This window comes from Planotetraspora mira, assembly GCF_016863275.1.
Classification (GTDB): domain Bacteria; phylum Actinomycetota; class Actinomycetes; order Streptosporangiales; family Streptosporangiaceae; genus Planotetraspora; species Planotetraspora mira.
Window position 1 is genome coordinate 141,698 of the sequence record NZ_BOOO01000033.1, and the last position, 14,286, is coordinate 155,983.

General features: G+C 70.4%; 18 protein-coding genes. 12 read left to right on the forward strand and 6 right to left on the reverse strand.

Annotation, left to right across the window (positions count from 1 at the left end; all coding sequences use genetic code 11):
• Position 1: 1 nt before the first annotated feature.
• The 5 genes from Pmi06nite_RS27525 (at position 2) to Pmi06nite_RS27545 (ending at position 3,524) form a co-directional block, all read left to right on the forward strand.
• Complete coding sequence (locus Pmi06nite_RS27525) at positions 2-211, forward strand: TOBE domain-containing protein (protein WP_203956031.1); 210 nt, start codon at positions 2-4, stop codon at positions 209-211.
• A gap of 181 nt (positions 212-392) precedes the next feature.
• Positions 393-794 carry a TOBE domain-containing protein gene (locus Pmi06nite_RS27530; RefSeq protein WP_203956032.1) on the forward strand — a complete coding sequence of 134 codons (402 nt, stop codon included), beginning with the start codon at positions 393-395 and terminating at the stop codon, positions 792-794.
• Between the two features lie 17 nt (positions 795-811).
• Positions 812-1,618 (forward strand): molybdate ABC transporter substrate-binding protein, encoded by an 807-nt coding sequence (gene modA, locus Pmi06nite_RS27535; protein ID WP_239114241.1) that lies wholly within the window; start codon positions 812-814, stop codon positions 1,616-1,618.
• A gap of 86 nt (positions 1,619-1,704) precedes the next feature.
• The gene (locus Pmi06nite_RS27540; RefSeq protein WP_203956034.1) at positions 1,705-2,460 is read left to right on the forward strand and encodes an ABC transporter permease; all 756 of its coding nucleotides are present in this window, start codon (positions 1,705-1,707) and stop codon (positions 2,458-2,460) included.
• A complete protein-coding gene (locus Pmi06nite_RS27545; RefSeq protein WP_239114242.1) occupies positions 2,442-3,524 on the forward strand; it encodes an ABC transporter ATP-binding protein in 1,083 nt (360 codons plus the stop codon). The genes Pmi06nite_RS27540 and Pmi06nite_RS27545 overlap by 19 nt, the downstream gene beginning before the upstream one ends.
• Positions 3,525-3,560: 36 nt before the next feature.
• Here Pmi06nite_RS27545 and Pmi06nite_RS27550 read toward each other — a convergent pair whose 3' ends face one another.
• Together Pmi06nite_RS27550 and Pmi06nite_RS27555 are read right to left on the reverse strand one after the other, a co-directional pair.
• On the reverse strand, positions 3,561-4,055 hold the full coding sequence (locus Pmi06nite_RS27550; protein WP_203956035.1) for a molybdopterin-binding protein: 495 nt from the start codon (positions 4,053-4,055) through the stop codon (positions 3,561-3,563).
• 211 nt (positions 4,056-4,266) lie between these two features.
• Entirely contained in the window at positions 4,267-5,010 is a 744-nt protein-coding gene (locus Pmi06nite_RS27555; RefSeq protein WP_203956036.1) for a TetR/AcrR family transcriptional regulator, read from the reverse strand.
• Between the two features lie 108 nt (positions 5,011-5,118).
• On the opposite strand from Pmi06nite_RS27555, the gene Pmi06nite_RS27560 reads away from it, so the two are divergent.
• Positions 5,119-5,451 carry a nuclear transport factor 2 family protein gene (locus Pmi06nite_RS27560; RefSeq protein WP_203956037.1) on the forward strand — a complete coding sequence of 111 codons (333 nt, stop codon included), beginning with the start codon at positions 5,119-5,121 and terminating at the stop codon, positions 5,449-5,451.
• Positions 5,452-5,530: 79 nt separating this feature from the next.
• Here Pmi06nite_RS27560 and Pmi06nite_RS27565 read toward each other — a convergent pair whose 3' ends face one another.
• Positions 5,531-6,685, reverse strand: coding sequence for an RtcB family protein (locus tag Pmi06nite_RS27565; protein WP_203956038.1), 1,155 nt, complete (start codon positions 6,683-6,685; stop codon positions 5,531-5,533).
• Between the two features lie 253 nt (positions 6,686-6,938).
• On the opposite strand from Pmi06nite_RS27565, the gene moaA reads away from it, so the two are divergent.
• From moaA to Pmi06nite_RS27580, 3 genes are all read left to right on the forward strand, one after another.
• Positions 6,939-7,928, forward strand: coding sequence for a GTP 3',8-cyclase MoaA (gene moaA / locus Pmi06nite_RS27570; protein ID WP_203956039.1), 990 nt, complete (start codon positions 6,939-6,941; stop codon positions 7,926-7,928).
• Between the two features lie 18 nt (positions 7,929-7,946).
• Positions 7,947-8,597 carry a molybdenum cofactor guanylyltransferase gene (mobA, locus tag Pmi06nite_RS27575; protein ID WP_203956040.1) on the forward strand — a complete coding sequence of 217 codons (651 nt, stop codon included), beginning with the start codon at positions 7,947-7,949 and terminating at the stop codon, positions 8,595-8,597.
• Between the two features lie 105 nt (positions 8,598-8,702).
• Positions 8,703-8,960 (forward strand): DUF6457 domain-containing protein, encoded by a 258-nt coding sequence (locus tag Pmi06nite_RS27580; protein ID WP_203956041.1) that lies wholly within the window; start codon positions 8,703-8,705, stop codon positions 8,958-8,960.
• A 202-nt stretch (positions 8,961-9,162) separates the two neighbouring features.
• Here the strand turns inward: Pmi06nite_RS27580 and Pmi06nite_RS42115 are convergent, their stop codons facing one another.
• A complete protein-coding gene (locus Pmi06nite_RS42115) occupies positions 9,163-9,438 on the reverse strand; it encodes a DUF3099 domain-containing protein (RefSeq protein WP_239114243.1) in 276 nt (91 codons plus the stop codon).
• A 130-nt stretch (positions 9,439-9,568) separates the two neighbouring features.
• Between Pmi06nite_RS42115 and Pmi06nite_RS27590 the strand changes: the two genes are divergently transcribed.
• Positions 9,569-9,784, forward strand: a complete 216-nt coding sequence (locus Pmi06nite_RS27590) for a dodecin (RefSeq protein ID WP_203956043.1) — start codon at positions 9,569-9,571, stop codon at positions 9,782-9,784.
• A 34-nt stretch (positions 9,785-9,818) separates the two neighbouring features.
• On the opposite strand, the gene Pmi06nite_RS27595 is transcribed toward Pmi06nite_RS27590, so the two are convergent.
• Both Pmi06nite_RS27595 and Pmi06nite_RS27600 read right to left on the reverse strand, forming a co-directional pair.
• Positions 9,819-11,186, reverse strand: coding sequence for a metallopeptidase TldD-related protein (locus Pmi06nite_RS27595; RefSeq protein WP_203956044.1), 1,368 nt, complete (start codon positions 11,184-11,186; stop codon positions 9,819-9,821).
• Positions 11,186-12,679 (reverse strand): TldD/PmbA family protein, encoded by a 1,494-nt coding sequence (locus tag Pmi06nite_RS27600; RefSeq protein ID WP_203956045.1) that lies wholly within the window; start codon positions 12,677-12,679, stop codon positions 11,186-11,188. Before Pmi06nite_RS27600 ends, Pmi06nite_RS27595 begins: the two co-directional genes overlap by 1 nt.
• Positions 12,680-12,756: 77 nt before the next feature.
• Here Pmi06nite_RS27600 and Pmi06nite_RS27605 point away from each other — a divergent pair, with 77 nt between their 5' ends.
• Both Pmi06nite_RS27605 and fabI read left to right on the forward strand, forming a co-directional pair.
• A complete protein-coding gene (locus Pmi06nite_RS27605; protein ID WP_203956046.1) occupies positions 12,757-13,461 on the forward strand; it encodes a beta-ketoacyl-ACP reductase in 705 nt (234 codons plus the stop codon).
• Between the two features lie 59 nt (positions 13,462-13,520).
• Positions 13,521-14,285 (forward strand): enoyl-ACP reductase FabI, encoded by a 765-nt coding sequence (fabI, locus tag Pmi06nite_RS27610; RefSeq protein WP_203956047.1) that lies wholly within the window; start codon positions 13,521-13,523, stop codon positions 14,283-14,285.
• Position 14,286: the final 1 nt, after the last annotated feature.

The following is a 14,286-nucleotide window of genomic DNA, read 5'->3' on the forward strand; positions in this document are numbered from 1 at the left end:
CATGCGTTTGAGCGCGCGGAACAAGATCCCCGCCCGGGTGACCGCCATAACCCATGGTGAGGCCACCGCGAACGTCGAACTGGACGCCGGGGGAGTGCGCCTGGTGGCCGCGATCACCGTGGAGGCCGCCAGGGAGCTCGGCCTGGCCCGGGGTGGTCAGGTGATCGCCATGGTCAAGGCCTCGGACGTGATCCTCGCGGTGGAGGACTGACCCGCGGCGGGTGGTGCGAGTCGCCTCCCGGGCCGCGCCACCCGTACGGTCGGTACGGACACGGGGAAGGACGGATCAGGGGACTCGTATCGCAGATGCAACGCTAACGACCTGATCACCCTTGCTCCTGCACGGACTTTTGACGATTGAATCTTGTATTTTCGAAGGTATGGTGACTGCCGTGACCACGTTCCGGATCAGCGAAGCCGCCGCGCTGCTCGGCGTCAGCGCCGACACCGTGCGGCGCTGGGTCGACGCGGGCCGTCTGCCCGCCCAGCGCGACGATCACGGCCACCGGATGGTGGCCGGCGCGGATCTGGCCTCGTTCGCCCGCTCCCAGATCGAGACGGAAGACGGCTCCGGGCTGTCGTCGGCGCGTAACCGCTTCCGCGGCATCGTGACCGAGGTGATCAGGGACGCCGTGATGGCCCAGGTGGAGATCGCCGCCGGGCCGTTCCGGGTGGTCTCGCTGATGAGCCGTCAGGCGGCCGACGAGCTCGGCCTGGAGGTCGGGGCCGTGGCCATCGCCGTCATCAAGTCCACCAACGTCGTCGTGGAGATCCCCGACCACGCGCGTACATGATCCATGAAGGAGTTCCCGTGCTCAGGCGTCTTTCCCGGTGGGCCGTCGCGGCCCCCGCCGCTTTAGCGCTCGTCGCGGGCCTGTCGGCCTGCGGATCCGACGATGCCGGCACCGCGGCGTCGGCCTCTCCCGCCGCCTCGTCCGCGGCGTCGTCGTCGGCGCTGACCGTGTTCGCGGCCGCCTCCCTCACCGAGACCTTCACCGAGCTGGGCAAGACCTTCGAGGCGGCCAACCCCGGCGTCAAGGTCACGTTCAACTTCGGATCGAGCGCCACGCTGGCGCAGCAGATCACGCAGGGCGCCCCCGCCGACGTGTTCGCCGCGGCCAGCCCGGCCACGATGAAGACCGTCACCGACGCCTCCATGGCCGCCGCGCCGACCACGTTCGTGCGCAACAAGCTGGAGATCGCGGTGCCGCCGGACAACCCCGCCAAGGTCGACGAGTTGAAGGACCTGGCCGACTCCAAGGTCAAGGTGGCGCTGTGCGCCGAGCAGGTGCCGTGCGGCGCCGCGGCGATCAAGGCGCTGGACGCCGCGGGGCTGAAGGTCACCCCGGTCACCCTGGAGCAGGACGTCAAGGCCACGCTGACCAAGGTCGAGCTCGGTGAGGTCGACGCGGCGCTCGTCTACAAGACCGACGTGCTGTCCGCCGCCGGAAAGGTCACGGGCATCGACTTCCCCGAGGCCGACAAGGCGATCAACGACTACCCGATCGCGTCCCTGTCCAAGGCCCCCGCTCCCGACCTGGCCAAGAAGTTCGTCGACCTGGTGCTCTCGCAGCAGGGCAAGGACGTGCTGGTCAAGGCCGGGTTCGACGCCGCCTGACCTGAACTGACGTGACACGACCGCTCCCGCACCGACCACGGAGCCCGCGCGAGAGACCCGGGGCCGGGCGCATCCCCTGGGTGCTCATGGTGCTCGCCGTCGCCGGCATGACCTTCCTGGTCCTGCCCCTCGCCGGGCTCCTGGTCCGGGCGCCGTGGTCGACGATGCCGGAGCGGCTGGCCGAGCCGCAGGTCCTGGAGGCCCTGCGGCTGTCCCTGGTCACGGCGACCATCGCCACGGCGGTCTGCCTGGTGCTGGGCGTGCCGCTCGCGTGGCTGCTGGCGCGCGTGCCCTTCCCCGGCAGGCGGCTGGTGCGTGCGCTGGTCACCATCCCCCTCGTGCTCCCGCCCGTGGTCGGCGGCGTGGCACTGCTGCTGGTGCTCGGCCGGCGCGGGCTGGTCGGCCAGTGGCTGGAGTCCACGTTCGGCTTCTCGCTTCCTTTCACGACCGCGGGGGTGGTGGTCGCCGAGGCGTTCGTCGCGATGCCCTTCCTGGTCATCAGCGTGGAGGGAGCACTGCGCGCGGCCGACCTGCGCTATGAGGAGGCCGCCGCCACACTGGGCGCCTCGCGGTGGATCGTCTTCCGGCGGGTCACCATGCCGCTCATCGCCCCGGGGATCGTGGCCGGCGCCGTGCTGTGCTGGGCGCGCGCTCTCGGGGAGTTCGGCGCCACGATCACCTTCGCGGGGAACTTCCCCGGCCGGACGCAGACGATGCCGCTCGCCGTCTATCTCGCGCTGGAGACCGAGCCGGACGCCGCGATCGTCCTCAGCCTGCTCCTGCTGGTCGTGTCGGTGGCGATCCTGGCAGGACTGCGCGATCGGTGGGTGACGAGCGCGTGAGCGGGCACGAGCCGGACCCCGGACACGGAGAGCCGCAGTTGCGGGCCCACCTGGTCGTCGAGCGTCCCCGGTTCCGCCTGGACATCGAACTGACCGCCGCCGCGGGACAGGTGATCGCGCTCCTCGGCCCGAACGGCGCGGGCAAGACGACGGCGCTGCGCGCGCTCGCCGGGCTCACCCCGCTCTCCGAGGGACACATCACCCTCGACGGTCGTCCCCTGCACTTGTTGCCGGTCGAGCGCCGCCCGATCGGCGTGGTCTTCCAGGACTACCTGCTCTTCCCGCATCTGTCCGCCCTCGACAACGTCGCCTTCGGCCCGCGTTGCCGGGGCGCGTCGAAGCACGACGCCCGCCGTACGGCAGGCGCGTGGCTGGAGCGGGTCGACCTCATGGAACACGCCGCGGCCAAGCCCCGCCAGTTGTCCGGCGGGCAGGCGCAGCGGGTCGCCCTCGCGCGCGCACTGGCGGTCGAGCCACGGCTGCTGCTGCTGGACGAACCCCTGGCGGCCCTCGACGCCCACACCCGCCTGGAGATCCGGTCGAGACTCCGCCGCCATCTCGGCGACTTCGACGGCGCGACGATCCTGGTCACCCATGACCCCCTGGACGCGATGGTGCTGGCCGACCACCTCGTCGTCATCGAGAACGGCGGCGTGGTCCAGCAGGGCGCACCCGCGGAGGTGGCACGCCGGCCACGCACCGACTACGTCGCCCGCCTGGTCGGGCTCAACCTCTACCGGGGGGTGGCGGACGAGCAGCAGGTCACGGTCGGCGACGTGGTCTTCAGCGTCACCGAGCGGATGCACGGCCCGGTGTTCATCGCCTTCCCGCCCTCCGCCGTCGCGCTCTTCCGCACCCGCCCCGACGGGACGCCGCGCAACCTCTGGCAGGCCAGGATCGAGGGCATCGAGCGCCACGGCGACAACGTCCGCGTCCACCTGGAAGGGCCGATCGCGGTGGCCGCCGACATCACCCCCGCGGCCGTGGCCGACCTCGACCTGACCGCGGGGCAGGAGGTCTGGGCGGCGGTCAAGGCCACCGAGACCCACGCCTATCCCGCCTGAGCGGACACCCCGGGCGGCGCGGCCGGTGCCGACGGGTCAACTCTCCGCGCGGTCCCGGGTCCAGAGCAGATCGTCGGCGTTGACGCGCACCTCGACCACCTCGCTCACGTGCCGGCCTCCGCACCGGTCGCCGGGGACGACGAGATGCGGCCCGCGCTCGCCCAGGTCCCGCCCGTCCATGTGCAGCCCGAGCACCGCCGGGACGTTGCCGAACTCGGGGTCGATCTCGCCCCAGGACAACACCGCCCGGTGGCCGTCACGCCCGAGGACCGACACGAGGAACCGCAGGCGGTCTTTGCGCTCGCGGGGATCGAAGTCCGGCTCGGCGGCCCGCAACACGTCCAGGAGCAACGGGCCCGCGAAACGATGCCGCCGGACTCCCGACGTGCGGCACAGGAAACCGACCTCCACGTCACGGCAGGGCAGGGCCCGCAGCGCGGCCACGCCGATCACGTGAGGAGCGCGCAGATCGCCGGCCAGCCGTACATGCCCGGCGAGAGCGCCGGACGCATCGATCGAAGCCGGCCGCATACCGCCCCCTCCTCGTACGGATGTCCGAGCGTCCCGATCCGGGGATCCGAACGGCCGGAGCCGCTCGGATAACCTGCCCGGCGGGTCAGATTCCTACACGCATCTTCCAAAATATCCGTCAAAATGGCATGTAGATGCGATGGAGAACAGATATATCTCCTCGCATTCGCGCGACCCACAAAGGGGGATGCCGACGCGAACCCCTCCTGGCTTACGCGGAGGGGGACTGATCGGCGGCGAGCCGTCGCAGCCACTCGCGGAGCATCGTCACCTCGCCCGCGCTCAGCACGGCCGTGCCGTCATCGAGCGCGGCCGACAGTGCGACGGCCAGGGTCCTCACGGTCGGCGCGGCGCCCTTGTCCGGCGGCACGGAGGCGTCGACGACGAGCGCGCCGATGAGGGCCTCGCGGACCTGGTGAGAAGTGCCGAGGTCGGCATCGCCGTCCGGCCGCGCGATCAGGCTGAGCGTGACGCCGACATTGGCGGCCGCGATCTGGCGGGCGGCCTCCGCGGGAGTGACGCGGAGCCGGCCCTCTCGGGCCACCGCGGTGAGCAGGCCGAGCAACATGGCCTCAGCGCGAGAGGTCAGGGTGCAGGGGATTCCAGGCTCGATCCGGCCGTAGAGCAGGACGTAGAACGAGGGATGGTCCAGGCCGTATCTGACGTGGTCGTCCCAGCCCTGGCGGATGCGGGCGACCGGGTCGCCGCCGGTGTCGCCGTCCCCGGCGTCGCCGGGTGCGCCGGCCTGGACGTACTGGGTGAAGCCGTAGTTGACGACCGCGTCGAGCAGTCCCTGCTTGCTCCCGAAGTGGTGGTAGAGCGTGGGCGCCTGCACCCCGGCACGTTCGCAGATGGCCCGGGTGGAGACCGGCTTGCCCGGAGACTCGTGCAGGAGTTGCGCGGTGGCGAGCAGGAGCCGGTCCCGTGTCACGCTCGGCTTGGGACGGGAACTCATGTAACGAATATAGCGCTACAGATGCTACATTCCAGCTTGTAGTGCTCGTATCAGTCGGTGACGCTCGCTGGAACCGGCCATGAGCAGGGACGATCCAAGGAGCAGACCATGTCATCACCCTCTCTGCCGGAACCCGTCGCCGCGTACCTGCGTGCCAAGCGCGCCCACGACAGCAAGGGGTTGGTGGCCACGCTCACCGAGGACGCGGTGATCACCGACGATGGAAACCGCTACCAGGGAGCGGACGCCATCCGGGCGTGGAACGACGAGGCGAGCAAGAAGGTCCGGGCGACCTACGACGTCAAAGAGGTGAGGGAGGCCGACGGCCGGACGCTGGTCTCCGTCGAGGTCGGGGGAGACTTCCCCGGCAGCCCGGTCGTGCTGGGGTTCGAGTTCACCGTCGACGGCGACAAGATCTCCGCGCTGACCATCGCCCCGTGAGCGCCCAGGGGCACCGCAGACGCGAGAGCGCCCTGCCGCCATCGCGACAGGGCGCTCCCTCATCTCATCTCGCGGGTGATCAGCCCTTGTAGTTGAACACCTGGTGGAGGGTGTGCCGGATCTCGACCAGGTCCTTCTGGTCCTCCATCACGCGGTCGATCGGCTTGTAGGCCTCCGGGTGCTCGTCGACCAGGGCGGCGGCCCGGCCGGCGTTCCATGTGCGGCCGCGCATCGCCTCCGTCAGCGACGTCGCCGACAGTTCGCGCTTGGCCCGGCCGCGCGACATCCTCCGCCCCGCGCCGTGCGAGCACGAGTTGTACGACGCCGCGTTGCCGCGGCCGCGCACGATGTACGACTGCGTCCCCATCGAGCCGGGGATGACGCCCTCGTCGCCGGTGTCGGCCTTGATGGCTCCCTTACGGGTGATCCACAGCCGCCTGCCCTCGTGCTCCTCCTGCTGGGTGAAGTTGTGGTGGCAGTTGATCGTGCGCACGCGCGCGCCCTTGCCGGCGACCTGGAAGAGCGCGTTGCTCAGCACCCTGTCCATCCGGGCACGCGAGGCCATGGCATAGCGCTGCGACCAGAGCATGTCCTCGATGTAGGCGGTGAACTCGGGCGTGCTCTGCACCAGGTACGCGAGGTCCGGGTCCTCCAGCCCGATGGCCTGGCGCTTCATCGACTTCTTGGCGTCGATGATGTGCCGGGTGGCGAGTTGGTTGCCGATTCCGCGCGAGCCTGAGTGCAGCACCGTCCACACCCGGTCGCGTTCGTCGAGGCAGACCTCGACGAAGTGGTTGCCGGAGCCGAGCGTGCCGAACTGGACCGACACGGTCTTCTCCTGCTTGGGCGTGAGGTCGCTGTGCGGACGGCCCAGGTCGTCCAGCGCGCGATCCACGGCGCGGTCCTCGTGGCCCTTCCCGACTCCGGCGGGGATCCGCCGCTCCACCAGCGGCATCAGCGCGTCGAGCGTCTCCGGCAGGTCGGCGGCCGTCAGCGTCGTCTCCGTCGCGATCATCCCGCAACCGATGTCGACGCCCACGGCGGCCGGGATGATCGCTCCCTCGGTGGGGATCACGGATCCGACCGTCGCCCCGATGCCGATGTGCGCGTCGGGCATGAGCGCGACGTGGCCCGAGACGAAGGGGAGCCGTGCGGTGCGCGCGGCCTGCTGGATGGCGCCCTCGTCGATCTCGCTGGCCCACGACAGGAGGTTCGGGGCGACCTCGCTAGGCATGATGATCTCCTCTGTTCGTGATCCAGTTTGCCCACGCCGCAGGTGAGATCCCACTGGTTTTCCGGCGGGCCGGGGATGCCGGGGTTCGCGGGAAGGGCCCGGATGGCGCGATTCCGCCCACCGCCGCCGGATACTCTGGTTGATACGGTGACACCCGGTGGTTCACCGGAACAAAGAGTGATCACGCCGGGTTGTCGCCAGGAAGACCCCAGGCCTTTAGGCTTGGATCTTCTCTCGCCATGGAGGTCCCCTCGTGCTGGTTGACTCTTTCGGTCGGATGGCGACTGATCTTCGGGTCTCGCTGACCGACAGGTGCAACCTGCGGTGCACGTACTGCATGCCGCCCGAAGGCCTCGACTGGCTGCCGAAGCCCGAGCTCCTCACCGCAGATGAGATCATCAGGCTCGTCGGCATCGGCGTGGAACGTCTCGGCATCACCGAGGTCCGCTTCACCGGCGGCGAGCCGCTCCTGCGGCGGGAGCTGGTGGAGATCGTCACCGCGACCGCCGCCTTCGGCCCGCGACCCCAGATCTCGCTCACGACCAACGGCATCGGCCTGGCGCGTCTCGCCGGGCCGCTCGCCGAGGCCGGGCTCGACCGCGTCAACGTCTCCCTCGACACCCTCGACGCCGCAACGTTCGTACGGCTCTCGCATCGCGACCGCCTCCCTGACGTCCTCGCCGGGCTCGCCGCGGCCGACCGAGTGGGACTCAGGCCGGTCAAGGTCAACACGGTGCTGATGCGTGGTGTCAACGAGGACGAGGCGGTGCCGTTGCTGCGTTACTGCCTCGACAAGGGGTACGAACTGCGCTTCATCGAGCAGATGCCACTCGACGCCCAGCACGGCTGGCAGCGCGAGAACATGATCACCGCTGACGAGATCCTCGGCCGTCTCAACGGAGCCTTCGAGCTGACGGAGGACGACCCGGGCGAGCGCGGCAGCGCCCCCGCCGAGTTGTTCCTGGTCGACGGCGGACCCCAGCGAGTGGGCGTGATCGGCTCGGTCACCCGGCCGTTCTGCGGCGCCTGCGACCGCGTCCGGATCACCGCCGACGGCCAGGTGCGCAACTGCCTGTTCGCCACCGAGGAGTCGGATCTGCGCGCAGCCCTGCGCGGCGGCGCCACCGACGACGATCTGGCGGAGCGATGGATGGCCGCCGTCCGCGGGAAGAAGGCCGGCCACGGCATCGACGACCCGGCCTTCCTGCAGCCGGCCCGGCCCATGTCCGCCATCGGCGGCTGACGCGGCCGGCGAGCCATGATGAGCACGACGCCGGAGGGCGGCCCGGGCATCCGAGGCGGCGTCACGCCGTACGACGCCGTCATCCTGGCAGGCGGACGGGCCGAGCGCCTGGGCGGGCTGGACAAGCCCGGCGCCCTCGTCGGCGGGCGGCCGCTGATCGAACGCGTGGCGTCGGCCGTCGCCGAGGCCACCCGGCTGATCGTGGTCGGCCCACCGCGCGACCTCGCAAACGAGCCGCTGCGGACGGCCGGAGCGGTCTTCACCAGTGAGGACCCTCCCGGGGGCGGCCCGGTCCCCGCGCTGCGTGCCGGGCTCGCGCAGGTGCATGCACCTTGGCTGGCTTTGCTCGCCGCCGACCTGCCCTTCCTCGCCGCGCACCACATCGCGGCGCTGTTGCGGGCCGCGCGTGCGGGGGAGACCACCGCTGCCGCGGGCGCCGTGCTCGTCGACGACGACGGCAGGGAGCAGTGGCTCACCGGCGTGTGGCGGACGGAGGCTCTCGCGGACGCGCTGGACGGGTATCGGGGCCGGTCGTTGTACCGGTTGCTGGGCCCGCTCGAACCGGTGCGCGTCGAGCTCCCGGCGCCCGGCGACGGTCGCGCGCCGTGGTTCGACTGCGACACGATGGACGACCTCGGCGCCGCGCGCGAGCGGGCACGCGGTGCCTAGGGGAAACAGGGCCTGGACACCACGGTCCCTGCGACGCGTCGCAGGAAACGGTGTACCTGGAACGCCGCAACGGTTACGACGAACAGTCACCAGCGAGGAGTGCGCATGAACGTGCTTGAGGAGTGGACCGCGCTTGTCTGCCGGGAACTCGGCATCGACCCGGCCCGGGTGGACAGGGACGCCGTGCTCGACCTGACGAGAGATGTGGCCCACGGTGTCGCGCGGCCGGCCGCGCCGCTCACCGCCTATTTGGTCGGGCTCGCGCAGGGTGCGGGGACCGCGCCGGACGACGCCGTCGAGAGGTTGTCAAGCCTTGCGCGTGACTGGGAGAAGACGGCTGCGGAAACACCCGGCGACGCGTAGCTGACGCGAATGAAAAGCAGGCACGAAACGGCCTGAACATAGAAAGGGCGACGCCGGGTGGTTACGGGGGCAAACCACCCGGCGTCGCTTTCATCGGCGTTCCGACGGGGGCCCGGAACGCCGGCACCAGCGCTCCGACGGGGGACCAGAGCGCTTGGTTATGACTCTACACCTCTGACCCATGGGTTACGTCAAGACTTTGTCACGACCCGATCTCGCGTCGATGCCGTGGTATCTCGTTTTGGTTAGATTCCGTCATGTCCGAGGGTGAAATGACGTCCTGACCTCGTTGATTGGCCCCGACAACGGCAAGGTATGGCAAAAGGACCGCGCCCGCCACGAGGATCGCCTTCACCGGCCACGGAGCCGGTACGGCGACGGCCAGGATGAGGCAGATGAGACGGATGCCCATCTTGATCAGATAGCTGATCTCGCGGCGCTTGATGTCGTCCGACAGGGAGGGCTGGGCGTCCGTCACGCTGTGCACGACAGGGGCGCCTCTGAGCCTGCGCCAAGGGTTCACGTTTCCACGGTAGACCCAGCCGGGCGCGGGTGCGTGGGCGCCTTGGCGATACGATCGCGCCCACACGAGAGGCGAGGAGCGCACGATGACGGACCGTACGTACCGGGTGACAGAGATCGTCGGAACCTCGGCGGAGAGCGTCGACCAGGCCATCCGCAACGGCGTCCGCCGGGCCTCCCAGACGCTCCGTCACCTCGACTGGTTCGAGGTTACGGAGGTGCGGGGGCAGATCGAGGACGGCGAGGTCGCCCACTTCCAGGTCGGCATGAAGGTCGGCTTCCGCCTGGAGGACGCCGGGTAGGCGCGGCCGAGGTCGTCCCGGCCGCGCCGCGCCGTCAGTTCGCCTGGCTCACCGTCGACATGTTGAAGTCCGGCACGCGCACCGCCGGCATCACCGTGCGGGTGAAGTAGTCGTTCCATTCGCGGGGCAGGGTCTGCGCGCTCGCACCCACCTCGGTCACGCGTCCCAGCAGGTCGACCGGCGACTCGTTGAACCGGAAGTTGTTGACCTCGCCGACGACCTCCCCGTTCTCCACCAGGTAGACGCCGTCCCTGGTCAGACCGGTCAGCAGCAGGGTCTGGGGATCGACCTCGCGGATGTACCACAGGCACGTGAGCAGCAGTCCGCGCTCGGTGGAGGCGATCATCTCCTCCAGCGAGCGGCCGCCGTCGGGGCCCGTCATGATGAGGTTGTCGATCTGCGGGGTGGCGGCCAGGCCGGTCAGCTCGGCCGAGTGCCGGGTCTGGAGCAGGTTCCGCAGCGTGCCGTCCGCGATCCAGTCCGTCGCGCCCAGACGCATGCCGTTGTCGAAGACCGACTGCTCGCGGCTGGAGGCGTGCGCGATCTGGAACGGCGAGCACTCGATGCCCGGATACGCCGGGTCGCTGTAGAGCCGCACCGGCAGCGGCGACAGCCGCTCGCCGACGCGGGTGCCGCCGCCGGTCTTGGAGAAGACCGTCCGGCCGTCGGCCGCGTCGCGCGCGCCCGCCGTCCAGTACAGATAGATCATCAGGTCGGCCACCGCCGTCGGCGGCAGGATCGTCTCGTAGCGTCCCGCCTCGAGGTCGACGCGCCGCTTGGACCATTCGAGCCGCTGCGCCAGCGTGGCGTCGAGCGCCGCCACGTCGACGTCGGTGAAGTCGCGCGTGGCCACTCCCGTCCACGCCGACCTCGACATGTCCGTGGACTTGGCGTTGAGCTCGAGCCGTCCCGTCGGCTGGTCGTGCCGAAGCCGCAGGCCGGTCGACGAGCCCACGAACGTGGACGTCAGGATGTGCTCGGCGAAGCCGTACAGCCTCCGGCCGGACGCCTCCGCGGCCGCGAACGACTCGCCGAGCGCCGGTGCGAAGTCGCGGAAGACCTCGATGGACGTCGGCTCGACCTCGCGGTCCCAGCCGTCCAGGGAGGTGCCCTCCACCAGCGGGCGCGCGTCGTCCGACGGCCGCGCGTCCCTGGCGGCGGCGTCCGCCGCGGCGACCACGCCGGCGAGCTGGTCCGGCCGTACGGCGGCGCGGGACACGACGCCCACACCCTGCCCGACGACGGAGATGACGGTCAGCTGCGAGGACCGGGCGACCCCGTTGGTCGTCAGGGTGTTGCCCGCGAAGCGCAGGTTGGCGGTGGACCCCTCGTCCACGATCACGATGCAGTCGTCGGCCTCGCTCAGCGCGAGCGCCCGCTCGACCGTCTCCTGTGGCGTCATCACTTTCCACCTTCCTGGACGGTGTTGAGGATCCGCACCCCGCGGAACAGGGCCGACGGCGCGCCGTGGCTGACCGGCGCCACCTGCCCCGGCTGGCCCTTGCCGCAGTTGAAGGCGCCGCCGAGCACGTAGGTGCCCGGGCCGCCCACGGCCTCCATCGACCGCCAGAAGTCCGTCGTCGTCGCCTGGTAGGCGACGTCGCGGAGCTGCCCGGCCAGCCGCCCGTTCTCGATCTTGTAGAACCGCTGGCCCGTGAACTGGAAGTTGTACCGCTGCATGTCGATCGACCAGCTCTTGTCGCCCAGGACGTAGATGCCCCGCTCGACCCGCGAGATGAGCTCGTCGGTGGAGGGCCCGTCCTCGGCCGGCCGCAGCGACACGTTCGCCATCCGCTGGATCGGGACGTGGCCGGGGGAGTCGGCGAAAGCGCACCCGTTGGAACGGCCGAAGCCCTTCATCAGGGCCATGCGCCGGTCGAGCTGGTAGCCGACGAGCGTGCCGTCCTTGACGATGTCGAACGACTGGCCCGCGACGCCCTCGTCGTCCCACCCGACGGTGGCCAGGCCGTGCTCCTGCGTACGGTCACCGGTGATGTTCATGACCGGCGAGCCGTAGTGCAGGCTGCCCAGCTTGTCGAAGGTGGCGAACGAGGTCCCGGCGTAGGCCGCCTCGTAACCGAGGGCCCGGTCGAGCTCGGTCGCGTGCCCGATGGACTCGTGGATCGTCAGCCACAGGTTCGAGGGGTGGACGACCAGGTCGTAGGCGCCCGGGTCCACCGACGGCGCCTTGAGCTTCTCGGCCAGCAGGTCGGGCAGCTCCGCCAGCTCCGCGGGGAAGTCCCAGCCGGTGCCCGTGAGGTACTCATACCCCCGGCCGACCGGAGGCGCGAGCGTCCGCATGTCGTCGAACCGGTCGCCGTCGGTCTTCATCGCGGTCAGCGCCGGGTGGACCCGGACGCGCTGCTGCGTGGTCACGGTGCCCGCGGTGTCGGCGTAGAACTTCTGCTCCTTGACCTGCATGAGCGAGGCCGACACGTGGTCGACCGCGCCCAGCATGCCCGAGGACCACTCGCTCAGCAGGGCGACCTTGTCACGGAGCGGCACGTCGAAGGGGTCGACGTCGTAGGCCGACACCCAGGTGACGTCGGAGTAGGCCGGTTCGGGAGACAGCTCGATAGGCTCCCTGTTGATCGGCGCGCTCACGGCGGCCACCCGGACGGCCTCCTCGGCGGCACGCGCGGCGGCTTCGGGCGTCAGCTCGATTCCCGACGCGAACCCCCAGGTCCCGTCCTTGATCACTCGTACGGCGAAGCCGAGGTCGTCGGCGTCGATGGAGCCCTCGAGGTTGGCGTCGAAAAGGCGGAGAGTCTCGGCGCGGACCCGTTCCAGTCGGAAGGCCGCGTGCTCGACTCCCAGGTCACGGGCGCGCTGGAGGGCCGCGTCCGCCAGACGCCGAAGCGGCAGGGCGAGAAAATCGGGATCGATCTGGCGCATGTCCACGATCCTAACCCTGTGATCTTGTGCCTAGCGGACAAGGGGTTTACCGCCCGGTAGCCGATAGCGTCGGTCACATGGCTCGCTCTGTACTCGTCACCGGTGGAAATCGTGGTATCGGCCTCGCGATCGCGCGGGAGCTCGCCGCCGCCGGAGACGCGGTGGCCGTCACCTACCGCTCCGGAGAACCGCCGGAGGGGCTCTTCGGCGTCCGCTGCGACGTGACCAGCTCCGCCGACGTCGACGCCGCCTTCGAGAAGGCCGAGGCCGAGCACGGCCCGGTGGAGGTCGTCGTCTCGAACGCGGGCATCACCAAGGACACGCTCCTGCCGATGATGAAGGAGGAGACCTTCACCGACGTCATCGACGCGAACCTGACCGGCGCCTACCGCGTCGCCAAGCGCGCCGTCCGCCCCATGCTCCGAATGCGGCGCGGGCGGATCATCCTGATCTCCTCGGTGGTCGGCCTGCTCGGCTCCGCCGGTCAGACCAACTACGCGGCCTCCAAGGCCGGCCTCGTCGGATTCGGCCGGTCGCTCGCCCGCGAACTGGGCTCCCGTGGCATTACGGTGAACGTCGTGGCGCCGGGGTTCGTGGAGACCGACATGACCGCCGTGCTCGAGGACGCCCAGCAGGAGGCGATCCGCAAGAGCATCCCGCTCGGGCGGCAGGCGAAGGCCGAGGAGGTCGCCCGCGTGGTGCGGTTCCTCGCCAGCGAGGACGCGTCGTACATCACGGGAGCCGTCATCCCGGTGGACGGCGGCCTGGGCATGGGCCACTGAGCGACACGCACGGCCCCCGCCGCGCGCCCGCCGGAACGACGAGAGACTGGAGCTGAACAATGGGTTTGCTGGATGGTAAGAGACTGCTGGTCACCGGCGTCCTCACCGACTCCTCCATCGCCTTCAACGTGGCGAGGCTGGCCCAGGAGGAGGGCGCCCAGGTCGTGCTGACGGGCTTCGGCCGCCTCAGCCTCGTCGAGCGCATCGCCAAGCGCCTTCCCGAGCCGCCCCCGGTCATCGAGCTGGACGTCCAGAACACCGAGCATCTGGACACCCTGGCCGACCGCGTCGGTGCGCACGTCGACGGGCTCGACGGAGTCGTGCACTCCATCGGCTTCGCCCCGCAGACCTGCCTCGGCGGGAACTTCCTCAACACCTCGTGGGAGGACGTCTCCACGGCCCTGCACGTCTCGACGTTCTCGTTCAAGTCGCTCGCCGTCGCGTGCCTGCCGCTGATGAAGGAGGGCGGCGCCGTCGTCGGGCTCGACTTCGACGCGACCAAGGCCTGGCCGGTCTACGACTGGATGGGCGTGGCCAAGGCCGGCCTGGAGTCCGCCTCGCGCTATCTGGCACGTGACCTCGGCAGGCACGGCATCAGGGTCAACCTCGTCGCCGCGGGGCCGCTGCGCACGATGGCCGCCAAGAGCATCCCCGGCTTCCAGGAGTTCGAGGAGAGCTGGCCCGCCAAGGCCCCGCTCGGCTGGGACCTCGCCGACACCGCGCCGGCCGCCAAGGCGTGCCTCGCGCTGCTGTCCGACTGGTTCCCCGCCACCACCGGCGAGATCGTCCACGTCGACGGCGGCGTGCACGCGATGGGCGCCTGAC